At 38.8% G+C, this 26797-nt stretch carries 21 protein-coding genes and 1 pseudogene; 11 read left to right on the top strand and 11 right to left on the bottom strand.

Features of this window, described 5'->3' with window-relative positions; genetic code table 11:
- Positions 1–147 precede the first annotated feature (147 nt).
- The 3 genes from P20495_RS09035 to P20495_RS09045 form a co-directional block, all read right to left on the bottom strand.
- On the bottom strand, positions 148–1047 hold the full coding sequence (locus P20495_RS09035) for a diguanylate cyclase (protein WP_007376541.1): 900 nt from the start codon (positions 1045–1047) through the stop codon (positions 148–150).
- Positions 1031–4825 (bottom strand): PAS domain-containing hybrid sensor histidine kinase/response regulator, encoded by a 3795-nt coding sequence (locus tag P20495_RS09040; RefSeq protein WP_008136611.1) that lies wholly within the window; start codon positions 4823–4825, stop codon positions 1031–1033. Before P20495_RS09040 ends, P20495_RS09035 begins: the two co-directional genes overlap by 17 nt.
- Before the next feature lie 66 nt (positions 4826–4891).
- Positions 4892–6289 (bottom strand): PhoH family protein, encoded by a 1398-nt coding sequence (locus tag P20495_RS09045; RefSeq protein WP_008136608.1) that lies wholly within the window; start codon positions 6287–6289, stop codon positions 4892–4894.
- 305 nt (positions 6290–6594) lie between these two features.
- On the opposite strand from P20495_RS09045, the gene rapA reads away from it, so the two are divergent.
- Positions 6595–9489 (top strand): RNA polymerase-associated protein RapA, encoded by a 2895-nt coding sequence (rapA, locus tag P20495_RS09050; protein WP_008136606.1) that lies wholly within the window; start codon positions 6595–6597, stop codon positions 9487–9489.
- A 128-nt stretch (positions 9490–9617) separates the two neighbouring features.
- On the opposite strand, the gene P20495_RS09055 is transcribed toward rapA, so the two are convergent.
- The 3 genes from P20495_RS09055 to P20495_RS09065 are packed head-to-tail and all read right to left on the bottom strand — an operon-like array spanning position 9618 to position 10988.
- Entirely contained in the window at positions 9618–10439 is an 822-nt protein-coding gene (locus tag P20495_RS09055) for a hypothetical protein (RefSeq protein WP_008136604.1), read from the bottom strand.
- A 34-nt stretch (positions 10440–10473) separates the two neighbouring features.
- Positions 10474–10761: a type II toxin-antitoxin system RelE/ParE family toxin gene (locus tag P20495_RS09060; protein WP_008136603.1), complete on the bottom strand. Its 288-nt coding sequence runs from the start codon at positions 10759–10761 to the stop codon at positions 10474–10476.
- Positions 10761–10988 (bottom strand): hypothetical protein, encoded by a 228-nt coding sequence (locus P20495_RS09065; protein WP_008136600.1) that lies wholly within the window; start codon positions 10986–10988, stop codon positions 10761–10763. The genes P20495_RS09060 and P20495_RS09065 overlap by 1 nt, the downstream gene beginning before the upstream one ends.
- A gap of 130 nt (positions 10989–11118) precedes the next feature.
- On the opposite strand from P20495_RS09065, the gene rluA reads away from it, so the two are divergent.
- The gene (gene rluA, locus P20495_RS09070; protein ID WP_008136599.1) at positions 11119–11772 is read left to right on the top strand and encodes a bifunctional tRNA pseudouridine(32) synthase/23S rRNA pseudouridine(746) synthase RluA; all 654 of its coding nucleotides are present in this window, start codon (positions 11119–11121) and stop codon (positions 11770–11772) included.
- Between the two features lie 133 nt (positions 11773–11905).
- Positions 11906–12796, top strand: a complete 891-nt coding sequence (locus P20495_RS09075) for a DUF3530 family protein (protein WP_374700025.1) — start codon at positions 11906–11908, stop codon at positions 12794–12796.
- Here P20495_RS09075 and djlA read toward each other — a convergent pair.
- The 3 genes from djlA to P20495_RS09090 are packed head-to-tail and all read right to left on the bottom strand — an operon-like array spanning position 12779 to position 15332.
- The gene (gene djlA / locus P20495_RS09080) at positions 12779–13645 is read right to left on the bottom strand and encodes a co-chaperone DjlA (RefSeq protein ID WP_007376547.1); all 867 of its coding nucleotides are present in this window, start codon (positions 13643–13645) and stop codon (positions 12779–12781) included. The two genes, P20495_RS09075 and djlA, sit on opposite strands and share 18 nt — an antisense overlap.
- Positions 13646–13674: 29 nt before the next feature.
- Positions 13675–14334: an N-acetylmuramate alpha-1-phosphate uridylyltransferase MurU gene (murU, locus tag P20495_RS09085; RefSeq protein ID WP_007376548.1), complete on the bottom strand. Its 660-nt coding sequence runs from the start codon at positions 14332–14334 to the stop codon at positions 13675–13677.
- A complete protein-coding gene (locus tag P20495_RS09090; RefSeq protein ID WP_007376549.1) occupies positions 14331–15332 on the bottom strand; it encodes an aminoglycoside phosphotransferase family protein in 1002 nt (333 codons plus the stop codon). Before P20495_RS09090 ends, murU begins: the two co-directional genes overlap by 4 nt.
- Positions 15333–15444: 112 nt before the next feature.
- Between P20495_RS09090 and lptD the strand changes: the two genes are divergently transcribed.
- The 7 genes from lptD to P20495_RS09125 all read left to right on the top strand — a co-directional run bounded on the left by lptD (position 15445) and on the right by P20495_RS09125 (position 24185).
- Entirely contained in the window at positions 15445–17691 is a 2247-nt protein-coding gene (lptD, locus tag P20495_RS09095) for an LPS assembly protein LptD (RefSeq protein ID WP_008136593.1), read from the top strand.
- A 39-nt stretch (positions 17692–17730) separates the two neighbouring features.
- The gene (surA, locus tag P20495_RS09100) at positions 17731–19026 is read left to right on the top strand and encodes a peptidylprolyl isomerase SurA (RefSeq protein WP_008136592.1); all 1296 of its coding nucleotides are present in this window, start codon (positions 17731–17733) and stop codon (positions 19024–19026) included.
- 2 nt (positions 19027–19028) lie between these two features.
- The gene (gene pdxA, locus P20495_RS09105) at positions 19029–20021 is read left to right on the top strand and encodes a 4-hydroxythreonine-4-phosphate dehydrogenase PdxA (RefSeq protein ID WP_008136591.1); all 993 of its coding nucleotides are present in this window, start codon (positions 19029–19031) and stop codon (positions 20019–20021) included.
- The gene (rsmA, locus tag P20495_RS09110) at positions 20018–20824 is read left to right on the top strand and encodes a 16S rRNA (adenine(1518)-N(6)/adenine(1519)-N(6))-dimethyltransferase RsmA (RefSeq protein ID WP_007376553.1); all 807 of its coding nucleotides are present in this window, start codon (positions 20018–20020) and stop codon (positions 20822–20824) included. Before pdxA ends, rsmA begins: the two co-directional genes overlap by 4 nt.
- The gene (gene apaG, locus P20495_RS09115; RefSeq protein WP_007376554.1) at positions 20808–21197 is read left to right on the top strand and encodes a Co2+/Mg2+ efflux protein ApaG; all 390 of its coding nucleotides are present in this window, start codon (positions 20808–20810) and stop codon (positions 21195–21197) included. Before rsmA ends, apaG begins: the two co-directional genes overlap by 17 nt.
- A gap of 16 nt (positions 21198–21213) precedes the next feature.
- Positions 21214–22032 (top strand): symmetrical bis(5'-nucleosyl)-tetraphosphatase, encoded by an 819-nt coding sequence (locus P20495_RS09120; protein ID WP_008136587.1) that lies wholly within the window; start codon positions 21214–21216, stop codon positions 22030–22032.
- Positions 22033–22169: 137 nt separating this feature from the next.
- Positions 22170–24185, top strand: a complete 2016-nt coding sequence (locus P20495_RS09125; protein WP_007376556.1) for a methyl-accepting chemotaxis protein — start codon at positions 22170–22172, stop codon at positions 24183–24185.
- 218 nt (positions 24186–24403) lie between these two features.
- On the opposite strand, the gene mutM is transcribed toward P20495_RS09125, so the two are convergent.
- Complete coding sequence (gene mutM, locus P20495_RS09130) at positions 24404–25213, bottom strand: bifunctional DNA-formamidopyrimidine glycosylase/DNA-(apurinic or apyrimidinic site) lyase (protein WP_008136585.1); 810 nt, start codon at positions 25211–25213, stop codon at positions 24404–24406.
- Positions 25213–25728 carry a hypothetical protein gene (locus P20495_RS09135; RefSeq protein WP_007581940.1) on the bottom strand — a complete coding sequence of 172 codons (516 nt, stop codon included), beginning with the start codon at positions 25726–25728 and terminating at the stop codon, positions 25213–25215. Before P20495_RS09135 ends, mutM begins: the two co-directional genes overlap by 1 nt.
- Before the next feature lie 118 nt (positions 25729–25846).
- Here P20495_RS09135 and P20495_RS09140 point away from each other — a divergent pair.
- A pseudogene (locus P20495_RS09140) lies at positions 25847–26772 on the top strand (manganese-dependent inorganic pyrophosphatase).
- The last annotated feature ends 25 nt before the right edge of the window (positions 26773–26797 follow it).

The following is a 26797-nucleotide window of genomic DNA, read 5'->3' as shown; positions in this document are numbered from 1 at the left end:
AAGATTTATGCAAGTTGGTATGGCATATACAAACCAACTTTTTCCTATTGTAAGTCCACTCAGCACGCTGGTGTTAGTTGTTATAAGATAAGAAGTAAAAGTAGTTTATTATACGCAATACAGGTCACTTAGGAGAACAAAGCTCAATTAGCGTGCAATAATTTGATTACGCCCAGCATCTTTCGCTGCATACAAACCTAAGTCAGCCTCTTCTAAAAGTGTTTGCTCAGCATACACTTTACCACTTTCAGTCGTTGCTACTCCGATACTAATAGTTATATGTTCAGCATTAAGTGACGCTTTATGTTCTATCTTCAGTGCGTTTACAGCATTTCGTAATGTGTTAGCAAATTGAATAGCCTCGTGTTTATTAACACCAGGTAACACGGCAGCAAATTCTTCTCCGCCATAACGAGCTACAAAATCACCACCGCGTTTACACTGAGCAACAAGTACTTGCGCCACTTTTTTTAAGCACTCATCACCGGCACGATGCCCATAACAATCGTTATAACGTTTAAAGTGATCTATATCCATCAGTAATACCGACAGGGGTGTGCTACCTCGTTTACTTCTGCGCCATTCACGAGATAAATTTTCATCAAGATAACGTCTATTAGGTATTTCTGTTAGGCCATCAATTGAAGCTAACATCTCAAGCAAGTCATTTTTTTGTTTAATGAGTAACTGATTACGTACTCTCACCCTGACAATTGAAGCACTAAATGGCTTAATTATATAATCCATAGCCCCCAGCTCTAAACCTTTAGATTCATCTTCATGGCTTTGATTAGCTGATATGAAAATAATGGGGATAGACTGTGTGATTGGGTTTTCTTTTAATTGCACAAGTACTTCGTAGCCATCAATACCCGGCATTACAACGTCGAGAATGATCAAATCAACCTGTGTTGTTTTCACAAAAGTCAGTGCTTTTTCACCGCTTTCAACTAAAAACACATCATGCTCACCTTTGAGTGTTTTTTCGAGCACTAAACGGTTAAGAGGATCGTCGTCAACAATTAATACCTTAGCTTTTTTCGACATCCATTGCTCCCAAGCCTTTTATAAAAACAATTACCTGCTCTAGCTGCATAATAAGCTCTTTTAACGAAATTTCAACAGACTCATTGGTTGTCTTAAACTGATGTTCACATTGTTGGGCACAAAGTGATAACCGCTTGAAGCCTAAATTGCCTGCCACACCTTTTATACTATGCACTAAGCGTACCAAATCATTTCTATTGGTACTTCCTTCTATTTGGGTGAGCTGGGTTTGGCACAAATTAGCAAACTTATCAATCATGGTTTTGAGTAATGCCTCATCAAAACTGAACTGCGTTAATGCAAATGATTCTTCAAAAAAGCTAGGTTTGGAGAGCCCTAAGTCTGCAATTGCATCAATGAGTACGTCAGCCACTACAGGCTTTGTTAAGTGTTTATTCATACCGCATTTTAATGAGCGCTCAACATCAGCTGGTTCGCAATGAGCGGTTAATGCAAAAATAGGTAATTGCTTAGTGTCAAACTGTTGGCGAATTAAAGCCGTTGCTTGACAGCCGTCAATATGCGGCATTTGTACATCCATTAAAATTAAATCAGGCTTTAAAACGCGTAATAGTTCTATTCCCTCAACGGCACTCATAGCTGTAACAACATTAACTTTAGCTTGATGCAACACACTGCTAATAATGTCTAAGTTTAATTGGTTGTCATCAATTGCTAACACTAATAATCCCGCTATACCCCTTTTATACACCTGTTCATTCGTTACTACTATTTCACTGTTTATATTAGGCTGCGAGGCAACATCCAAATTAAGCAAGCGTTGAGCAAGTGCTGATGCTTTAACATGTTGAACTGATAGCAGCTGACTTGTTGACAAATTTAATGTGTGTTGATGGTTGATGATAACCACTGAAATTGCTTTTGAAGATAATGAATCGTTGATTGCTTGCACACTTAGTAATTTAGGTAAATCATCAGCATCTATAATTAAGTTTTCAGTTTCGGTTAACTTTATGGGATATTCTAACGCTTCCTTTAGGTCAATACTTATTAACTTCGGTAAAGCGCCCACAACACGTTGTAGCTCATAGCTTTGCTCAGATATAACGGCTAATGCATTTGCTGGTAATACGCTACTTTTTGTTGTATCCACCTGTAACAAAATACTAAAATAAAACTCACAACCATGACCTTTCTCACTATTTAATGCAATTTCACCACCCATTAGTGATACCGCATGCTTAACAATAGCGAGTCCTAATCCAACGCCTTGGTGGATTCTTGTTGATGATTCATCGCCTTGCGTGAAAGCATCAAACAAACGCCTTTGATCAGCTTTATCAATCCCGCAGCCAGTATCAATTACACGAAAACAGATAAGCTGTTGTTCAATACTTACGCTTTGTACTAAATCCATTTTTAGTACAATAGAGCCCGAGCTTGTAAACTTAACCGCATTCGTTAGTAGATTACCTAAAATTTGCTGTAAGCGGATACTATCGCATATAAAAACAGGAGCAATTAAAGGGTCTACATCAATAATAAACTCAACATTTTTATTTTCACACAGCGGCGCCGTTAAGCTATCGCAAATATCAATTAGCTCTACAATATTAAATGGCGCTAACTTAAGTTCAGCTTGCGCACTTTCTACGCGTGCAAAATCCAGCATTCGGTTAAGCATCAATAATAAACTTTGCGCAGCGTGTTTAGCCTGGCCTGTTTGTTGTAGTTGCTTTTGGGTAAGCCCCTGATCTATTAACATATCAAGTAGGCCCAATACCGCGTTAAGTGGAGTGCGTATTTCATGGCTTAAATTAGCAATAAAACGGCTTTTAGCAAGGGTTGCTCGTTCAGCATCATGCTTAGCTTTAGTTAGTGCGCTTACATCCTGTAAATGAATAACATAATAAGAAGGATCACGTTTTTCATCCCACACAAGTGATACACTCAATTGTAACCAATTGGCTAATTTCCCTTGCGCTAAGGTTAAATGGTATACCTTTTTCTTGTCGTCGAGTAACTTTGCTAAAGTGATTTTTATTTCTTGCCATTGGCTGTCGTCAAAGAGCATTTTAAGCTGCTCTCCTACTAAAACAGGATGTTCTATAAATAATTTTCTGGTCGCTTTATTAACTTGTACAATCGTGTGCTCAAGCGACAGCAGCACAACGCTATTAGCAGCAAATTCAATCGCACTTCTAAATTTAGATTCTGAAGCTTTTAAAGCGTACAACGTTTGTTGCTGCTCAGTTATATCTCGTCCTATTCCCATTGTACCCAACAAATGTTGATGCTCATTATAAAAAGGAGCTATGGTTAATTGATAGGACTTATTCTCTGTGTCTATTCGTTGTTGTACATCGTGACGATTTTGTAAAACTTGCTTTTCTAAAACGCTAATTTGTTCATCATCATTGCTAATTTCCTCCATGCGTTTACCCACTAACGCTGTTTGCTCTTTACCTATATACGCTTCAAATGCCTTATTACACCCTAAAAACAAACCATCAATATTTTTAAAATAAATTAAATCGGGCACACTGTTAAGCATCGTGTTGAGTAATGCTAGGTGGCGTTCTTTTGCTTCATAGCTACGCTTTAGCTTTTCGGATTGCAGCTGCACTTGCTTATCAAGATCTTTATTAGCATTTTGCAGTGATTCCACCAGCTGCTTATTTTTAGCAAATACGCGTTTTACTTTCGAAAACCAAGGCTGCCAATTAAGAGGAATTTGATAATCTAATTGTTTATTTTGTTGTGTATCATTTTGCTCTAAATAGTGCATTAAATGCGTCATCGGTTTTATAAAAATACGCTGGCTTAACCAAAAAAACACACCAAACATAATGCTTAAAAATAGTGTTAAAAATATAAATTCTAATAATACTTCGTAACGAATAGAGTTTACTAAATTTGATTTAGGTTCGTGAAATGCAGCATGAATAGGCAAATTGCCCATTGGTTGCATAAAATAATTAGTATTACTGGTTAATATCGTCAGTTTATTCTCCGGACCTGCGATGTTTGGCCAATAGGTTTTTAGATCGATGGCTTCGTCAATTAGATTTTTTGAGCTGGCAATAATGTGATGGAACTGATTCATAAATACATATTCACCGTGATTAGGTGATACTTTTTTTAGCCAAGTAGACATTGCCTGCACATCGTAAATTAAAATAATGTAATCGCTTGAACCAGGTTCTCGCTGACGGCCTATAGCAAAATAAGCTTTACCATCTATATTAATTATTGGGCTTGATGAAAGGTTATTTGGAGAAAACTCGGGTTTAAATTGCCCGTCTAAAATTTCGGTTAATAAAAAGCTTTTACTTTTATTACGCCTTGCCACATATGCAATACCACGCTCATCCACATAAGCGACTGCTGAAAGTGACTGCATCAGCGAAAGCGTCGTATTAAAAGAAGGGCCTAACGCGACTAATTGCTGCCACTGTAAAAGCTCACGAGTAGAAAGTGAAAAATCTCCTTTACCAACAATTTCAGTGCCTTGGTTTATAAAATGACGATAGTAGTAACCATCATACTGGCTAATACCTTCAAGAAGAGTGCTATTTAATTGATTATAAGGAGGCAGTTCGTACAATGTAAACATCGTAGTAAGTAAGTCACTTGCCGCTTGCATGCCATGACTTACTTGTGCAGATACATTGATAAAATCGGCTTCGCGCTTTTCAACAATGCGTTCAAGCTTAATATTATATAAATGTAAGCATAATAAAAGAGCTACAACTAATGGAACCAAAAGCGCAACAAATAAAGAACGATAATAATGTTTAAGAGGTAAAAAATTCAACGTACTGCCTGCGTTATGGCTCGAAAATCAATCGATAGACTATCGAGCCAATTTGTTAAGCGCAAGTTATAAATTTTCTTCTGCAAATGACGCTAAGCGACTACGTACAACCCCGTTAAGGTTTATCGTTGCACTGCCCTCAAAGTTTTTAAAACGCTCTACTATGTACGTTAAGCCCGAAGTCACCGGTGTTAGGTAGTTACTGTCTATTTGCGCCAAGTTACCCGTACAAATTAATTTAGTACCTTCGCCGCAGCGAGTAATAATCGTTTTAAGTTGAGATGCCGTTAAATTTTGGCTCTCATCTAAAATTACCACCGCATTTTGAATGCTACGCCCACGCATAAAGTTAACCGATTTAAACTGCACATTGGCTTTTTCCATAATGTAGTTTCGGCTTGATATCGGATTTTCGTCGCCTTTGTGCAATACCTCCAGCGTATCAGTAATGGCTGCAAGCCATGGCGCCATTTTCTCCTCTTCTGTGCCGGGTAAAAAACCAATGGACTCTGCTATTTCAGGGGTATTACGGGTGACTATTACTTTATCGTAAATACCTTTTTCGATGACCATTTCAAGGGCGCTGGCAAGCGCTAACAAGGTTTTACCACACCCCGCAGGGCCGGTTAAAATAACAAGTTCAATACTTGTATCGAGTAGTGCATCAAGCGCCATACCTTGATAAATGTTTTTAGGTTTAACGCCCCATGCTTGTTGATGCATTAAACGCTCAACGCCAATATCTTTTAGCGTTATGTGCTCGTCATCGTACGATTTAACACGTGCCGCAAACTGATCCCCTCCATCAAGTAAATATTCATTACAAAATACATCAGGTATTAAGTTTTTAGGCACATGATGAAACGTATCACGTCCGTGTTGCTCAGTATTACACTCCCCTACATGCTCCCAAAAATCCCCTTCAATTTTTTTATAACCACTAGTAAGCAGGCTTATATCGTCAATAAGTTGGTCGGTGCGGTAATCCTCAACATATTTAAGCCCGGCGCCTTTGGCTTTTAGGCGCATGTTTATGTCTTTTGTAACCAATATAACCTTTGAATCACTGTGCTGCTTTTGTAAGTACACGGCGCAATTAATAATACGATGGTCGTTTTCGTTACCTGGTAAACCAGAAATGGAGTCGGCAAATAAATGGTCGTTTACAATAATGAGGGTACCTGCAGAGCTCGCTTTTGCCTTTTTGTTACTTGGCAGCGCCACGCCTTGTAGCATTTGTTCGGGCGTTGCATTTTTAAGAACTTCATCTAATCCACGAATAGCGACGCGCGCATCACGACTTACGTCGTGTTTTCTGTCTTTTATGTGGTCAAGCTCTTCAAGCACCGTCATTGGGATAACAACGTCATGCTCTTGAAAAGACAAATAAGCGAGTGGTTCGTGAAGTAGTACGTTGGTATCTAGCACATACATTTTACTTTCAAGGTTCGAAGCTTTTTCCATAGCACTTTCCTTACGTTTTATGATTTTTATGCTATACCAAAATAACTAAGTAAAACGGGCAAAACTTAAACCTGCAATACTTAATTGCTAAGGCATAATGTAAGTTTAGTCTATTTGTCATAAAAGTCCGTTTTATTACAAACTGTAATTAGTTTTGATTTACCTAAAAAAGAGTCATAAACAAGCTGTTTTAATAGTAATAATTAACACTTACAAAATTAATTAAAAGTGAGCCAAATAGCGCCTTGCAGTGGTGTTAGCTTACAGGTAACATAGCCGCCTTTTTCATCATAGACGAGACATACATGAATTTTTCCTTAGGTCAGCGTTGGATCAGTGATACAGAGTCAGATTTAGGATTAGGCACCGTTGTTGCCATTGAAGGCCGTCAGGTCAGCATATTATTTCCTGCCAGTGGTGAGAGCCGTGTTTATTCTAGTGCAGAAGCACCTGTTACCCGTGTGGCATTTAATCCTGGCGATGTGATCAAAAGCGTTGAAGAATGGGAATTAGAAGTAGAGTCTATTGAAGTACAAGGCGAGTTACTTTGTTATCACGGCACCCGTGTTGATAATGGCGAAACTGCCAAGCTTAAAGAAACCTTTTTAGATCATTTTATTAAGTTTAATAAACCACAAGATCGTTTATTTGCGGGCCAAGTCGATCGTTTTGATCGCTATACACTTCGCTACCAAACGTGGTTACATAAATTTGAACGTGAGCAATCGCCTATTAAAGGCTTAATTGGTCAACGTGCTAATCTTATTCCGCACCAGCTTTATATTGCCCAAGAAGTGGGTAAACGTTTTGCACCACGCGTACTTTTATCAGATGAAGTAGGCCTTGGTAAAACAATTGAAGCAGGCATGATACTACATCAACAAATTATTAGTGGTCGTGCGAGCCGCGTACTTATTGTTGTACCAGAAAATCTACAGCACCAATGGTTAGTAGAAATGCTACGCCGCTTTAACTTACACTTTTCTATTTTTGATGAAGAACGCTGCGACGAAGCGTTTGCAGATTCTCCAAACGTGTTTGATACAGAGCAACTAGTACTTACCAGTCTTGAATTTTTAACCAAGAAAAAACGCTGGTTTGAACAAGCAACGCTTGCTGATTGGGATTTACTAGTTATAGATGAAGCCCATCACCTAAGTATAAATAACGGCAAGCCAAGCTCAGAGTATCAACGTATGGCAGAGCTTAGCCAAGATATTCCGGGCCTTATTTTACTTACCGCAACGCCTGATCAACTTGGTCACAGCAGCCACTTTGCACGTTTGCAGTTACTCGACCCTGATCGTTTTTACGACTACGACGTGTTTAAAGAAGAAGAAGCAAATTATAAAGACGTTGCTGAAGCTGCAAATCAATTACTGCAAGAGCAAGGGCTAGACGACACAGCCAAAGCCACACTAATTGAGCTATTAAAAGAAACCGATATTACTGATATTCTTGAAAAAGCACAGCAAGGTGATTTACCGGCACGTAAAGAAATACTTAACATGCTGCTCGATCGCCACGGCACAGGTCGTATATTATTCAGAAATAGCCGCAGCGGCATTGATGGCTACCCAAGTCGTAAATTACACGCCTACCCTATGGCACTGCCAAAACAGTATAAAACGGCTATGTCGGTTCTCGGTAATATGGGCGGCATTCAAAACCCTGAACTAAGTGCACACCGCGCTCTTTTTCCTGAAAAAATATTTCAAGAGTTTGAAGGCGAAAGCGCAAGCTGGGGTCTATTCGATCCACGTGTAGATTGGTTAATCGACACTCTTAAAACGCTTAAGCGCGAAAAAGTACTACTTATATGTGCTAAAGCTGAAACAGCTATCAGCCTTGAGCAAATACTGCGTGAGCGCGAAGCAATTAAAGCGTCGGTATTCCACGAAGGTATGTCTATTATTGAGCGTGACCGCGCTGCTGCATTTTTTGCAGACGAGTACGATAATGCACAAATATTACTGTGTTCAGAAATTGGCTCAGAAGGTCGTAATTTCCAGTTCTCGCATCACTTAGTACTGTTTGATTTACCACTGAACCCAGATTTACTAGAGCAGCGTATTGGTCGATTAGACCGTATAGGTCAAACACAAGATGTGAACATTCATGTGCCATATTTTGAAAACACCGCTCAAGAAGTATTGCTACGTTGGTACAACGAAGGTCTAGATGCATTCGAATCTACATCAACAACGGGGCAAATGCTTTATAAAGAGTTCCGTGATGACTTACTTGAATATATTTCTGCGCATAACTGCGATGAAGACGAACTCGATCCATTACTTGAGCAAGTAGCACAGCAAAATGCAGTACTGCGTAAAAAAATGGAAAGCGGACGAGATCGTTTACTAGAGCTACATTCATCGGGTCAAGGTGCTGCAGATTCGCTTGTAGCTGATATTGAAAAACTCGATAACCAGTTTGAGTTGCCAAGCTACATGATCAACGTGTTTGATACATTTGGCGTAAGCCAAGAAGATAAAGGCGAAAACACCATTATCTTAAAGCCAACGGAACATATGTTAAGTGCCTCATTCCCATCGCTTAAAGACGATGGCATGACGGTTACGTTTGATCGCGACACGGCACTTTCGCAAGAAGACGTACACTTTATCAGCTGGGATCACCCTATGGTGCAAGGCACTATGGATATGATTTGTGACGATGACTTTGGTAGCGCATCAGTTGCACTGCTTAAAAACAAAAAATTACCGCCTGGCACCTTTTTTGTTGAGCTTATTTTTGTTGCAGAAGCAATGGCACCAAAAGTATTGCAAGTTGGTCGCTTTTTACCGCCTACACCAATTCGTATATTGCTCGATAAAGCAGGTAATAACTTAGGTGAGAATGTGGCATTTGAAGGCTTTAATCAGCAGCTATCAGCCGTTGGCCGCCAAACAGCGAGTAAGCTTGCAGGTGCACTGCAAAGCGCTGTTCACCCTATGATCACTAGCGCTAAAGATATGGCTCAAGAAAAACTTGAAGTTATTCGCGCAGCGTCGCTTGTTAAAATGCAAACGTCACTCAGTGAAGAGCAAGAGCGACTTGTTGCCCTAAAACAAATTAACCCGAATATTCGCCAAGAAGAAATTACCTTCTACGATAAGCAGCGCAACGACCTAACTACGTATATTGAAAAAACGCAGTTACAACTTGATGCCATTCGCTTAATTGTTGTTTCGCACTAAGGTTTCAGAAAAGACTGCTAATAAGCGTAAGTTAAATAAAAGTGCGGTATTTATATCGCACTTTTTTTCATAAAAATACATCTAAAACACAGTAACTATTCCGTCACTAGACTCACAATCTATATTAACTAGAAGCTAATACCTCCAATATTTTCGCTTATGTTCACGTCGAGATATTGCATTGCATCATGTAAATTTAAAATCAATTGGCTGACTGAGATTGCAAGCTTTTTGATATCATCCCTTGAAATATAATGAGCTTTTCCATCTTTTGTCTTTCCACTTCGATGAACACAATCATGCCTAATAAGTATTGCAGTCTCAAAATATCGCCTTTCATTTACTATCAGCTTTTGAAGATCAATATCTAATACATTCATATATATTTTACTAACTACCCCGAGATTATGATAAAGAATTTCTGATAATCTACCGGTGACTATATCTTCTAATAAATTAGGTTTTTGAATAATAAGCTTAAGAGAGTACGTCTCATTTTTAAGCTTTTCCGAAGTAAGGATGAACTTTTTTATATACTCATCTGAACTGAGTACATGGCACCTTAATGCATCACCAAAGTAAGTCTCCAACGTAATGATACATTGAGTATAAAACAGTCTATTAAAATAAGTATTATTGACATAGTTTTCTGATAAAAGATGATAGGTTAATTGCTCTAAGTTAAATACGGCACTTTTAAATACAGCTTGATACTCACTTTCTCCTTCTCCTAGCTTATAACCATCATTTAGGTGATAATCAAAATTTAAAGAGTTAGGATCTTTACTTACATGCACCTGAAAAGGATTGTCACAGTTAGTGCAATTAAGGATTTCTAATTGGTGCTCAACCTCCCCGTCAATAGCAAGAGGTAAGTCATTATTAGAATCGGGCTCATGACTATTTAATTCACCACATCGACTGCAATAAAACTCTATATTTCCATACATGAAACCTCCTTTGCTTGGTATCCAGATTAAATTTTCACAACCACTCTTGTGTATTTTGTCCACCCAAAATAGCCATAATTTCTACATTTTCTTCGGTAACCCTGTAATAAATACTGTCTGAACCACAGACTGCTCGCCGATAACCCTTACGTATATGCTCAACTGATTGGTAGAAATAAGGGTTTGCTGCTAGTTTTTCAAACATAGTAAAAAAAGCATAAAAATAATTATCTGCTTGCTGTTGTGAATATTCATCACAGCCGTACTGGTAAATGCGACGTAAATCTTCTTTAGCATCGTTTGAAAGCTTGTATGTACGCATTACTTCGTGCTTGATTTGAATTCTGCTAGCATTTCATCTGCAGATTGAGTGCTAAAGCCACTTTGCTCAGACTTTACAAGCTTACTATTTATTACCTCAGCTCTTCGAGCACGCCTGATCAGGTCGTTTACCAGTTCACTTTTATTTGCGTAATCACCCACGTTTTCAACGTGATTACGCAGCCATAAATCATTTTTCTCAGTAAGCGTAATACTTTGTCTAGCCATAACATTAAACCTTGCTTGCAATAGTTGGTGTAATTTTACACCAGAACAAAAAACACGCAATAAATTTTTCCCTTGAGCCTTCAGTCTCGCTCCACTAAAATAGCGCCCTTAAAAATCATTAAGGTCGGCCGTGTTAGTTAATTACAATCCCCCAATGAATCCGTATTTAACAATACTGTATCAAGATGACGACTTGCTCATCGTTAATAAGCCAAGCGAGTTATTAACAGTCCCTGGTAAAGATCCTAAACACGCCGACAGCTTAATTAACCGTGTTAATCGTGTTTTTCCAACAGCTAAAATAGTTCATCGTTTAGATATGGCAACATCAGGCATACTTTGCCTTGCTATGAATAAAGCAGCGCACAGGCATTTAAGTATGCAGTTTCAAGAACGCGAAACAGCTAAGCGTTATATTGCACGTGTATTTGGGCAGCTTGAGGTCGATACGGGAACCGTGGATCTGCCGCTTATTTGTGATTGGCCTAATCGCCCTAAACAAATGGTTGATCACGAAAATGGTAAGCCATCGCTTACGCACTTTAAAATACTTGAGCGCGAAGCCGATGCTACCCGTGTAGAGCTAACGCCAATAACTGGGCGCTCACATCAGTTACGTGTACATATGCTAAGTTTAGGACATCCTATTTTAGGTGATAGGCTCTATGCCCATAAAGACGCACTTGCCGCAGCTCCTCGCTTACAATTACACGCACAAATGCTGAAGTTGAAGCACCCTACAACTGAGCAAGTACTTACATTTGAAGCCGAACCTGAGTTTTAATCATTGCATTAATGATTATTAAGCCATAGTGCTAAACTTTTACCGTAGTACGCCGATACCTAATTAGTATTCATTATTTGAGCTTCTTATGGTATCTGCGCAGTTTTTAAAAAGTATACTTAACGTATTACTAATGTGTACGCTATTTTTAAGCGTACAGGTAACAGCTGCTGAGCATATTGCCCCTCCTACATTATCAAGTATTGAAAACAACGATATTGAACGCTTGCTTCCAAATGACGAAATAAAATCAATACTTGCAGGTGAAACCGAGTTTTTGAGTTTATACAGCGAATATATGAGCGCCGACTTTAGAGGTGTTGTATTACTTATACCCGACTGGCAATCAGTGCCAACAAACAATGCTGGCATGAGTTTTTTACGAAAAGAACTTAATAACTTAGGCTATACCACTTACGCAATGACGGTACCCGACATAGACTGGCAAGCCAGCAAAATACCAGACTCATCAACAGAAATGTCTGCAGAAACAACGACACCTGATGCAGCTACAAGCACAGAGCCTGCGACTGCAGATATGAAGAAAAATGCAGAACCTCATTATGTTAATGCTTTAGAAAAAGTGACTAATGAAGTACTCGACAATTATAAAATAAATCTGATTGCTCGCTTTAATGCGCTATACCAAACTGCAATGCAAGAGCCAGGTAACGTAGTGGTTATTGCACAAGGTACCAGTGCTGGCGTATTACTTGAGCACTATGCCGACTTTCCAGAACAGAGAGTAGATGCATTTATAAGTTTAAGCAGTTACTTACCTAATACTAAACGTAATAAAGATTTGAGCCAAACAACGTCACTTGTTACGCCAGCTTTACTCGATATTTACTATGCTAATGACAGCAATGATATTTTAATGAGCCTTAAAAATCGCCAACGCTGGGTTAACCGAAATGCTAAATTTGATTATCGCCAACGCCAGCTATTTGGCCTGCGCGATCAACCGGATCAACACGCACGTCTAACAAAAGAAATAGACGGCTTTTTACGCCGCCTTTTTTAAATATTCATAAGCTGCTTGAATATCTTGGCTCTTTTTAACTGCAAGCTCCATCATGTGTTTTGGTAAACCTTGCGATACCAATTTATCTGGGTGATGTTGGGACATAAGTTTACGGTACGCTACTTTTATCTCACGCTCAGTCACACCATCATTAAGCCCTAATAACGCCAATGCCTGTGTACGATTCATATTATTATTGGGTGGGACATGATGACCCGAGCCTTCACGGTAGCTGCTACTTTGCCCTTGGCTTTGTTGCTGTTGATTAAAGCGCTGTTGTTGCTTTCTAAAGTTAAATTCTGCTTGATAGCGTTTTAATACAAATGCAAAATGCGTTTTCGAAATCCCTAACTGCTTACTTACCTCTGCTAACAATTGCTTTTCTTGTTCGGCTAACACCCCATCAGAGAATGCCATTTGAATTTGTATTTCTAAAAACAATTGCATCAAGTCGTTTCGCTTAGCAAAGCGTTCTTTAAAGTCGTGCACGGTTTCTTTAAGTGAGAAGTCGCCCTCTTTACCCGACTGAAAAGCCTGCTGTGCTTCGCGGCGCTCTTCGCCTTTCAAACCCATTTCATCCATAAACAAGTTGGCGGCTTTTATATGCATTTCGCTAACTCTGCCATTCGATTTAGCAATATGCCCCATTACGGCAAAACAGCTCGAAAAGAACAAAGCTTGGCGCTCGTTTACATCTGCATCGTTAAACAAGCTTGAAAAGCCACCCGCTTTATCAAAGTTACTTTTTAAGCTTTTATCAAATAAATGGCCAAGGTATAAACCTAAAATGGCACCAAAAATTTTGCCAAACATAAAGCCAAAACAAAAACCGAGTATTTTTCCCCACATTTATAATGCTGCCTTTTTAAAAAATTTAGTTAATGCGCCGCAAGGCGTTTGTTTAAGTCATTCAAACGTTCGGGTGTACCTATATCATCCCACTGACCAATATAAAGCTCAGTAGAGATTAAATGCTTACTTAGCTTTTCACGTAAAATAGGCCCTAAAGGACGCCTCCCTTGCGTTAACCCTTTGAAAAAATCAGCCTGATACCGACTGATCCCTGAGAATGTATACTTTTGACTCTCTGGCGATAAATGACTTAATGCAAAATCACCATCTGGATTATGTGGTGGGTTTTGTATTAGCACAATATGCGCCTCACCCGCTTGCAAATGCAGCTGCATTAGCGCACTTACATCATAATCGGTATATACATCGCCATTAACTACAATGAAAGACTCTCCAAGCAGAGGTAGCGCCTGAATAATACCGCCAGCAGTTTCAAGACCACCTTCAACTTCTTGACTGTAAAGTATGTTTACCCCAAATTGACTGCCATCGTTAAAGTAATCTTTTATTTTATCACCTTGCCAAGCGAGGTTTATTACAATATCGGTAATTCCGGCAGCTTTGAGGTTATTTATATGATGCTCAATAAGTGGTTTTTCTGCTACTTTTAACATTGGCTTTGGCATATGCTGTGTTAGCGGCATCATCCTCTGTCCGCGTCCTGCGGCTAAAATCAACGCTTTCATGTGCGCTCCTTTGCTAACTTTTCAGTCACTTTTGGCACTATGGTATGTTTAGTCCAATCACTCAATGCTTTAAGCTCGGGATAATTAGCAGCCACTTCAATAATATAATCAAGTGTGGGTAAAATATTATCTAAATAACCTGTTTTCCCGTCGCGTAAATATAATCGACAAAATATACCAGCTGCTTTTAAGTGGCGCTGAATACCGGTTAAATCAAACCAATATTTAAACTCATCAAATGAGGTATTAACCATTAAATTTTGAGCAGTGAACTCGCTATAAGCAAAATTAAGCAAGCTTGTTAGCTCTTTTGCCGGAAGTTTAAAATAGCAATCTCGAAGCAGCGATACTAAATCGTAACAAAGCGGACCACGTACCGCATCTTGATAATCTATAATCGCCCACAGGCCATTACTATTCATAATATTTCGACTGTGATAATCACGGTGCACGGTTACTGTAGGCTGCACAAGCATAGCCTGAGTGAGTAACTCACAGCTTGTTTGCCACATAGCTTGATACGCTGCAGTTGGGGATTCATCTATAAAGTCGTTTACTAACCACTGACTAAATATATCGAGCTCAAGTTTTATAAAGTCTTTATTGTAAGCTTGCATAACAGCTGAGGGTGGTGTTTTTGCCCATTGAGCACTTAAACTTATTAAAGCTTTGTAATACTCAATACGATTTTCATCATCTAGCATATCAGCCAAATGCTTACTGCCTAAATCACTTAGTATAAAAAAGCCTTGCTGCTCGTCGCTAGCAATTATTTTTGGAAGTAAAAAGCCTTGCTCGGTAAATACCTTATTAAGTGATATATAAGGCGCGTTATTTACTTTTTGGGGTTCTGAATCCATCACAATAAAATGCTCATTACTGCACGTTAAACGGTAATAGCGACGGAAACTAGCATCCCCTGTTATCGCACTTAACAAAGTAGGCTGCGTATTAAAGTGTGTGTTTATAAATTGTTGTAAATTATCAAAGCGTGTCATTTTATAAGATATCTATTTTTAACTAAGTTAATTAGGTCAATTACTGTATTTGCCATTATTTTCCTTTATTATGTGTAAATTATATTTAATCACAAAGCATTAAGGTCAATAAATGAGCAAAACCTGGGGCATATTGATGCTAAGCGTAGTTAGCGCACCATCGCTTGCCGAAACTGAACTGACGCACAACCTTTGTGGCATTTCAATGCAAACCAGAGCTTGGCAACCACTTCCAGGCCTTGAGCTTGGTACTGTTGATATTAAAGCTGATGATGTAGAGCTCCTCGGCACTCAAAGTGCTGAATTTACCGGCAATGTTGATATTAACACCGTTAATATGAGTTTGTCCGCACAAACTGCGTTGATAGATAAACAGCGTGGTTTATTAAATGCAACCGGACCAATTACTTATCGTGACACAATTAGCCAAATAAGCAGCAAAGGGCTAAACGCCGATTTAAGCAACTCAGAAATTAGCCTACTTGGTGCAGATTACAGTTTAACCGATCAACAAGGTAAAGGTGGTGCAGAAAAGCTGACCGTGAATAATTCTGGCTTAGTGCTCATGAATGCAAGCTTTACTGCTTGTCCTGGTCAAAGCCCTGTATGGGAAATAGAAGCAGACGAAATTAATTTATCCCGCGAGGAAGGCTGGGGTGAAACTCACAATGCGATACTAAGAATTCTTGATACACCTGTTTTATATTTGCCTTATTTTACATTTGCACTCGATGAACGTCGTAAATCAGGATTACTAAAGCCTAATATTTCCAGCTCAGATCGCTATGGTATTGAAACAATTACACCTTATTACTGGAACATAGCGCCAAATTTTGATGCCACTATTACCCCGCGCTATATGTCTCGTAAAGGCTTGCAACTGCAAACAGAGTTTCGGTACTTAACTGAGCAACATGAAGGTTTGGTCGGTGTAGAGTACTTAAATAAAGACGATTCAGAGCCAACTCTTGATTCACGTTATATGTTTCATTGGCAACAAAGAAGTTATTTAGGTGAGAGCTGGCGAGCTAATGTAGATATTACCAACGTAAGTGATGACAATTACATTACTGATCTTGATTCTAACTATGCAAATAAAACCGATACCCAACTTTACCGAACTGGCGCACTAACACACTTAGGTGAGACATGGCGTACAGATATTAAAGTGCAAAACTTTGAAGTACTCGGTGATCACTTAGAATCATATACCGCTATACCTCAAATCAACTTTACTCAAACAGCCCCATGGCGTATTGATAATTTTGATTTTACAGTTTCTGGCGAAATCAGTCATTTTACTAACGACTCAGCCATTATAGATCAAGCAACGCGAGTGCATTTAGAGCCTAAAGCTCGCTTTGATTACAAACAACATGCATGGTCGTTTTTATCTGAAGTAAGTTTATTGCAAACAAATTATAAACAACATGGTGATTTAGATGGCACGCAATACAGCGAAAGCGTATCACGTACAATCCCTAAAGTTCGTTTATATTCTCAACTAAATTTTGAACGTAATACATCATCTTTTATTGAAGATGGTATTCAAACTTTGGAGCCTCAAGTTCAGTATTTATATACCCCCAATAAAGACCAATCTGATATTGGGTTATTCGATACAACTAAGCTACAAGACGATTACTATGGCTTATTTAGAGACACTCGATTTTCGGGTGTTGACCGTATTGCCGCTGCAAACCAATTTACATTGGGTGCAACAACGCGTTTGTTTGATAAAAAACAAGAAGAAGTGTTTAACTTTAGCGCTGGACAAATATTTTATTTAAGTGACTCAGCTAAACCAACAGAGCAAGGTTTAAACTCAGACACTAATTATAATGCACTATTTGCAGCCCAAACCATGTTACATTGGCATCGACGTTGGTACCTTGCTGGAGGTATTCAATACGATACAGATGGTAAACAAATGGTTCAGTCAAATGTAACACTTGATTACAAAGGTGATAATAATCAGCTAGTACAATTGAACCATCGCTATGCAAATGATGTCTCAGGAAATACAATCGAGCAAGCGGGTGTATTTACAAGTATTCCCATTAGTGACGAATGGCAATTTATTGCAAGCTATCATCGAGATCTTGAAAATAACAGAAGTATCGAAATATTGAGCGGATTACAGTATGAATCATGCTGTTGGGCATTCCAAATTACTGGTCATCGCCAAATCGAAACTGACTTAAATCAGTCAATAGGACAAGAACAAGCAACTTTTGACTCAAGTATTGGTTTTAATTTTGTATTAAAAGGACTGGGTAGTAAAAGCCGCTATGATGCACAAAAACTATTACAACAAGGTATTTTTGGCTATCGTAGACCGTATTTTCTTAGTAACTAGTATCACAACAGTACTATTAGCAAGAGTAGTAAAGAGAACATGACTTTAAAAAAATTATTAGTATCAACAGTTTTAAGTATCAGCCTTTGCCAAAGTGCATTAGCAGCCCCTGTAGAAATCGACAAGGTGATTGGCGTTGTAAACCAAGGCGTTATTTTAAATAGTGAAGTAGACACCATTGTAAATCGTGTTAAAAAACAAGCCGAAGAGCAAGGGCAACAACTTCCTAAAGATGAAACCTTACGTGTACAAGCAATAGAACGCTTAGTTAGCCAAACATTGATGATGCAAATGGCTGAACGTATGGGATTACAAATATCTGATAGCCAGCTAGACCAAACGCTAGCAAATATGGCAAAAGAGCAAGGCGGTACAATTGCTGATCTACGTAAAACCATTGAAGGTTCTGGCGAGAGTTTTCAAGCATACCGTGAAGAAATCCGTAAAGAAATAACCACTCAACAAGTTACACGCGCCAATGTAGATCGCCGAATTTATATTAGCGATCAAGAAGTTGATAATTTGCTAAAAATTATGGAAAGTCAGGGACAAAACTCTGAAGAGTATAATATCGGTCACATTCTTATCGATATTCCTAATGATGCGACTGCTGATGAAATATCTGCAGCAAAAACACGAGCAGATAAAGTAATAGAACTATTAAATGATGATCAAGAATTTAAACGTATTGCCATTTCGTCATCAAGCGGTTCAAAAGCACTTGAAGGCGGACAACTAGGCTGGATGGGTATTAATGAAATGCCATCATTATTTGCAGAAGCAGTTAAAGGCAAAAAAAGTGGTGCTATTATTGGCCCTCTTCGCTCTGGCGCTGGATTTCATATAATTAAAGTACAAGAAATTCGTGGACTACAAGTTGTAGAAACAACTGAAGTGCGCTCACGTCATATACTAATCGAACCCTCTATTATTTTAAGCGAAGAAAAAGCACGAAATATGCTTGCTGGTTTTGCAAAAGACTTACGTGCTGGTACCGCTGATTTTGGTGAACTAGCTAAAGAATATTCTGAAGATCCAGGTTCAGCTCTCAAAGGTGGCGAATACGATTGGACTGATCCAACAACTTACGTTCCAGCTTTTAGAGATACTTTACTTTCTCTTAAACAAGATGAAATTAGTGAACCATTCAGAACTCGATTTGGTTGGCATATTGTTCAGTTACTTGGCAAACGTGTAGCTGATAAAACAGAGCTTGCTAAACGCAATCGTGCTCATGGCATGTTGTTCAATCGTAAATTTAAAGAAGAAAGTTTTAACTGGCAACAAGAAATGCGCGAGCAAGCTCACGTTGAAATTTTCCCTACAGACCAATAAATATGACCTTAAGAATTGCGATTACCCCGGGCGAGCCAGCAGGCATCGGCCCAGATTTACTTCTTACGCTTGCTCAGCAAGCGTGGGATGCTCAGCTTGTCGTACTAGCTGATGGTAAACTGCTTAAAGAACGTGCTAAACATCTTGGTTTGCCTATTAATTTAATTAAGTTTGATGAAAATGCCCCCGCAAAAGTAGCACCTGCGGGTAGTGTTTATATACATCAAGTTGATTTAGGTGTTGATGTAGAACTTGGGGTATTAAACGACGGTAATGGCCAATACGTTTTAGACACTTTGCGTATCGCAAGTGAAAAAAACATGGATGGTACATTCGATGCTGTTGTAACTGGTCCTGTCCATAAAGGTATTATTAACAAAGCTGGTATCTCTTTTAGCGGCCATACTGAATACTTTGCACAGCAATCAGATACTGCTGACGTTGTGATGATGCTGGCAACTGAGGGCTTACGTGTCGCACTTGTGACAACCCATATCCCACTTGCTTATGTATCGCGTGCTATTACCGAAGAACGTCTTACTAAAGTAGCGGGTATTTTAAATCACGACTTACAAACTAAATTTGGTATCGAAAAGCCACGTATTTTGGTATGCGGTTTAAACCCGCATGCAGGAGAAGATGGCCACTTAGGACGTGAAGAGATTGAAACAATCACACCTACTCTTGATGTACTTAGAAGCCAAGGTATGAATTTAATAGGTCCATTACCTGCGGACACGTTATTCCAAGATAAATATCTATCTGAAGCTGATGCTGTGCTTGCTATGTATCACGATCAGGGATTACCTGTGCTAAAATACAAGGGATTTGGTAATTCTGTGAATATTACATTAGGTTTACCATTTATCCGCACTTCAGTTGATCATGGTACGGCGCTAGATTTAGCCGGTACAGGTACAGCTGACGTTGGCAGTTTTGAATTAGCGATCCGCGAAGCAATTAAGCTCGCCCAAGAAAAAGCACAAAATCAATGACCGATAAAGTACATTTAGGACACCGCGCCCGTAAACGTTTTGGGCAAAACTTTTTATTTGATGAAATGATCATCGATAAAATAGTCTCTGCAATCGATCCTAAACCAGAAGACAACTTAGTAGAAATTGGCCCTGGACTTGGCGCTATTACAGAGCCTGTCGCTGATCTTAGTGGCCACCTAACGGTTGTTGAACTAGATAAAGATTTAGCACAACGTTTAATTGAGCACCCATTTTTAGGCCCTAAATTAACCGTTAACCAAGGCGATGCAATGACGTTTGACTTTGCAAGCCTAGTAAGAGACGACAAAAAATTAAAAGTGTTTGGCAACTTACCTTATAATATTTCTACGCCTTTACTGTTTCATCTTTTTGAATTTGCAGACAATATTGAACACATGCATTTTATGCTACAAAAAGAAGTCGTAAAGCGTATGGTTGCAGGCCCTGGTAGTAAAACCTTTGGCCGTTTAAGTGTAATGACTCAATACTACTGTAATGCAATGCCAGTGATAGAAGTGCCACCTGAGTGCTTTAAGCCAGCACCTAAGGTTGATTCTGCAGTTATTCGTTTAATCCCTAAAAAGCCAGAACAACGCACGGCTAAAAGCGTTAAAATTCTAAACACTGTGTGCTTGGAAGCCTTCAATCAGCGCCGTAAAACACTGCGCAACAGCTTGGGCAACTTACTAACAGCAGAAGAGCTTACAAGCATTGGGATAGACATAACGTTGCGCGCTGAGCGCTTATCTTTACAACAATTTATTGATATAGCTAATTGGATTTATGACAACAAGCAGTAATATTGGATCGCCTGTTAAGGTATCTGTAGAAACATTTTACGTAGAAGGTCAGTCTCAACCAGAGATCGAAAAATACGTATTTGCCTATTCGGTAACTATTCGAAACCATAGTCTGTGTAGCGCTAAGTTACTTAGCCGCTATTGGTTGATTACAGATGCAAATGGCAAAGAAACTGAAGTAGAAGGTGAAGGTGTTGTTGGCGAAATGCCAACCATAGGCCCTGGTGAAAGCTACAAATATACCAGTGGAGCTATACTTGATACACCAGTAGGCACTATGCAAGGGCATTATACTTTACGCAATGAATTTGGTTCTGAGTTTCAGGCACCTATTAACGTGTTTCGTTTAGCTTGCCCTAATATTTTGCATTAAATGATAACTAAATTGTATGGCTGATTACGTAATAGGTGATTTACAAGGATGCTTTAGCGAATTTAGCACCTTGCTACAGCGGGTAGATTTTAACCCAAGTAAAGATCACCTCTACTTAGTAGGAGATATAGTCGCTCGCGGACCAGACTCTTTAGCCTGCTTAGATTACATTTACCAAAACCAAGACAGCATAACGATTACACTTGGCAATCATGATTTGCATATGATTGCCTGCTATTACTTAAATAAACCAACTAACCCAAAAGACAAACTTAGCCCAATATTCAATAGCCATAAACTCACCCATTACATTGAATATCTTCAAACTCAGCCTCTTGCCTTATATTTAAAAAAATATAATAGCTTTATATCTCATGCTGGTCTTAACCCTGATTGGTCAATTGAAAATGCGTTAAAATATGCACAGTTTGCGCAAAGCTGTTACCAATCAAATAATGCAAAAACCTTCTTTGAGCAAATGTATAAGCCACACCCTGTGAAATGGCATAATGATCTAGACGACTTTGAAAAATTTAGATGCATAGTTAATTATTTTACTCGAATGCGCTTTTTAACAAGTAATAATCAACTAGAACTTAGTGCAAAAGGCGCAACAATCAATAATAATGAGTTAACACCTTGGTTTATGCATCCAAATATATTAAACATTAAACAGGATATTATTTTTGGGCACTGGGCTGCCCTTGAAGGTAATACAAACCATAAATGTGTACACGCTTTAGATACAGGGTGTGTGTGGGGTAACAGCATGACGCTAATGAAACTACCTAGCAAACAAAAAATTGTAGAAAAATCCCACCTTTTGTCTAAATAACCTGAAATAATCTAATACATCTGTTAGATTTATAGACTAATAATTAAAATTAATTAAAGTAATTGATTTTAATTACTTAACTTATCAGTACAAACGCCGATAAGTTCTAACTGAAGTACTTTTGAGTGGAAACCTATATGAATCTAACAGTAAGCCAACGTATTTGGGGTGGTTTTATATTTATCACGCTATTACTTTTAATAATTGGTGGCAATTCTTTAATAAAAATAGCAAATATTGACCGCTCAACTCAAAAAGTGAACCAACTATCACTTCCAGCTCTGAATAAAAGCTCTGAGTTACAAGCTGAATTCATTTTAATGAGTAAAGCCGCTCAAGCGAGTTTTTACACTTCATCTGCAAATGAACTGGCGCCAATAAAAAAACAAGTACTCGAACAAAAACAGCTATTTAATAGCCTTCATAGCGAACTACAAGCAGTCGTAAAAGATGATCCAGCTTTAAACCAAAGCAGTAGAAATGTAGAACAAACCTACCTAAGTTTTTTAAGTACTGTAGAGAGCTTGCTTGTAGATAAGAGTAAACAATTAGCACTTAATAAAACATTAAAGTCTCAATTAGAAATTATCGAACTTAACGCTGAAGATGCAAATTCTGTCGTACTCGACATTTTGGACATAGACGGTTTTGAGCAAAATCATGCACGCGCATTCCAAGCGGCTAATAATTTAGAGAATAACTTTATGTCGGTTGTAAGTAATAGTACCGACATGCTGACAGTTAAAACACTCAATACACTTGATATTGTTAAAAACGAACAAAGCTACTATTTTGATGAAGTAACACGCACTCTAGCGTTAATAAAGCCTGCTATAGAGCAAACTCACAGTGATTTATTCAATAACTTAAAAGAGTATGTAGATACCCTCGAAAATAATATTAAAGGTAATAGTGGTTTAGCTGCAAATAAAAAACGCCTAATTGACTCAATCACACTGACCGAAAGAGAGCTTGCCGAATCAGAGCAAGCAACGAAAATGGCACTTAATCAAATTGATGAATTAGTTGCACAAGCAAGCAATGTTGCCTTTGAGTTACAAAAAGGTGTGCGCAGCGATGTAGATTCAGCTAATTTATGGACATGGGTAGGGATGGTTATCGCAACACTTTTAGCGATAGCAATTGCCATTATTACAGTTAGTCGTATAACCAAACCGCTTGCTGAAGTTAATCGTATTTTAGATATTGTTGCCAGTGGCGACATGACACAACGCTTAGATGACACTGCTAAAGATGAGTTTGGCGAACTATCTAAAAGTTGTAATACTTTAATTGATAGCTTGCGCAGCTTAATTAAAGGCATTATTTCTCGCTCGACTCAACTGGCCGCCGCTTCAGAAGAAACGTCTGCAATTACTGCAGAATCAAGCCAAGCAATTCGCAATCAACAAGCACAAGTTGAACAAGCAGCAACTGCAACCACTGAAATGAGCAGTACATCGCAAACAGTTAGCAACAGTGCTCAACAAGCGCTTAGTGAAATTAAAAATGCTGACAAAGAAGCCGAACGCGTTAAAGGTATTTCTAACAACAATAAAGCGACGATTGAGCAGCTTGCTCGTGAAGTAGACGACGCCTCTCAAGTTATCAATAAACTACATCAAGATAGCGCATCAATTGGTAGCATATTAGATGTAATACGCGGTATTGCAGACCAAACAAACTTATTAGCACTTAATGCTGCAATTGAAGCTGCACGTGCTGGTGAGTATGGCCGAGGCTTTGCGGTTGTAGCCGATGAAGTTCGCTCTTTAGCAAGTAAAACACAAGAGTCGACTCAAGAAATTCAATCAATGATTGAATCGCTACAAACAGGCGCAGAAGCTGCGGTAACAGCAATGAGCAAAGGTAAACAACGTGCTGTATCGTGTGTTGAGCAAACAGACTTAGCTAGTAGTGCGCTTGATTCTATTACATTTGCGGTATCTCAAGCTCACGATGTCAGTGAAGAAATATCAACTGCTGCATTAGAGCAACAACAAGTAGCACAAGAGATTAGTGAACGCTTAGAATCAATCGTAGCCATTGCAGAACAAACCGCTGAAGGCGCAAGCCAAACAAACATCTCAAGTTCAGAAGTAGCAAAACTTGCTGAAGAACTTCGTTTATCAGTCGATGAGTTTAAAGTTTAAATAACGCAATTAGCGCAAACTAAAAACCCCGTTGATACCAAGTATCAACGGGGTTTTTGTTTATTTAAATAAAGTACTTAACCTGAGCTCTGGTTAAGAGGTTTACTAACGTATTGAATCATGGTGATATTTAAATTTATTTTCTCTAGCCAGATAGATTTATTATCCAGAGTTCAGGTTACTTATGCCAATGCGCTTCATTAAGAAGGCTGGTGTTATTACTTTTGGCAATGGCTGCAAAAAACGGTGCTGCGCTGCCCTAGCCGTATTTCTTGCAGTTCGCTTTCACATGTCATACATGGCTTGCCTTTACGCCCATATACTAATAATTCTTGTGCAAAATACCCTGGTTTACCATCGCTTTGTGCAAAGTCTTTAAGCGTTGTACCACCTTGCATAATGGCCGCAGCAAGCGTGTCTTTTATAATAGGGATAAGTGCTTGATAACGTTTGAGCGATACTTTTCCCGCTTCTCGCTTTGGATGTATACCCGCTTTGAATAACGATTCATTCGCGTAAATATTACCAACACCAACCACCACTGCGTTATCCATAATAAATTGCTTTACGGGTACTTTTTTATTGCGCGACTGTTCGTACACGCGTTTAGCAAAAAAATCATCGGTAAGCGGCTCAGGGCCAAGCTTAGAGAGTAGCTTATGCACTTCACCTGGCTCTTGCCATAAGCAGCAACCAAAGCGACGAGGATCATTTAAGCGCAGTGCTTTACCGTTACCAAAAATAAACTCTACATGGTCATGCTTTTTAAGCGGCTCACTTTTATCTACAACACGTAAATTACCTGACATACCCAAATGTAAAATAGTGCTCCCAAGCTCACAGTGTAAAAGTAAGTATTTAGCTCGTCGTTCAATACTAGTAACAATTAGCCCTTCAAGTTGATACACGTCATCTGGCACTGGCCAGCGCATACTGGCATTGTAAATATTTACCTTTGTAACAACTTGGTTTTGTACGTGGGGAGTGATGCCCATTCGGCTCACTTCTACCTCTGGTAATTCAGGCATTAATTAGACTCACTTTGTGAAAAATCAAAACTAGGAAATAACTGCTGTGCAGTTTTTAAATCGAGTGCGAGTATTCGTTGGCTACTCTTTTCGAGTAAGTAATATTGCCCATCGCCTTTATAAAGCAAATAAACCCAAGGTAAACTCTCGCCAGCCAACTCAAATGTAGCAACATATAAAGGCGCATTAGGATTAAAAACAACAGATTCGTTAACGCCCATTAATTGCGCGCTTTGCCATTGGTTAATTAAATCACTAAGTTGCTGCTCAGATGCTTGCCACACAAGCGGTATGTCTTTTTGTAGTGGGGTTGTACGCCAGCTTGTTCCTATTCGCTCAATTTTTTGATCAACAAATTGCAGTGTCAGTACAAAACTTTGCTGGGGGAGTACGGCTTGTAATGTTGGTTTATCCTCCCCTCCCAAAAGTTGCTTATGCCAGCCATTTAAGAAGAAGATCATAATCAACATCGAAAATATTATAACGTTGTTCCAACCTTTACGGCCCAGTCGCATATTAATACACCTAGTAAATTCAAGATTTTAAAGTGTAACTAAAACTTAATTGCGCTGTCTATATGTTAAAGGCCGCAGACTTTGTTAGAATATCGGCAAATTTAAAGGAGTTCCGTCAATGTCTATGTATGTAGTGGGCCATAAAATCCCAGATTCAGATTCTATTTGTGGTGCAATTGCACTGGCTTATTTAAAAAACCAAATCGATGAGCCAGCAATTCCAACTCGTCTTGGTGAAATTTCACCTGAAACTCAATTTATCCTTGATAAATTTGGCTTCGAAGCACCAGAGCTTAAATTAAGCTACGCGGGTGAAGATGTGTATATTGTAGATCACACAGAAAAAACACAAGCACCCGATGATATCGACCAAGCTCGCGTTGTTGGTGTAGTAGATCACCATAAACTAGGTGACTTAACATCATCGACTCCGCTTGAATGTTGGATTCGTCCTGTTGGCTGTTCGAACACCATTATTAAAATGATGTACGATTTTTACAGTGTAGAAATCCCTAAAGACATCGCTGGTATTATGCTGTGTGCAATTTTAAGCGACACAGTCATATTTAAATCACCAACATGTACTACTGCCGATATTAAATGTGTTGAAGCGCTAGCTGAAATTGCAGGCGTAGAAGACTTTAAAGAACTTGGTATGGATATGTTCCGCGTTAAATCTGCGGTAGAAAACACACCAGCACGTGATTTAGTAATGCGTGACTTTAAAGATTTCAACATGAACGGTAACCTAGTAGGCATTGGCCAACTAGAAGTAATCGACCTTGCTGTTTTTGACGATATTAAAGCAGACCTTGCAGCCGATATTGCTAAGTTAAAAGTAGAGGGCAACCGCCACTCTGTATTTTACTGCTTACCGACATAATGAAAGAAGGCTCAGAAATGCTAATTGTATCTGACGATGCAAACTTAGTTGAGCAGGCTTACGGTGTAAAACCAGAGAATGATAAAGTATGGTTAGATGGTGTACTGAGCCGTAAAAAGCAAGTAGTTCCACCACTGCAAGATGCGTTTTCAAAAGCCTAATAACTTTAACAAATAGCACTAAAAA

This window comes from Pseudoalteromonas sp. BSi20495 (genome assembly GCF_000241185.1).
GTDB classification, from domain to species: Bacteria; Pseudomonadota; Gammaproteobacteria; order Enterobacterales; family Alteromonadaceae; genus Pseudoalteromonas; species Pseudoalteromonas fuliginea.
The sequence above is the reverse complement of the archived record's forward strand: the minus strand, read 5'-3'. Positions and strand labels throughout refer to the sequence as shown.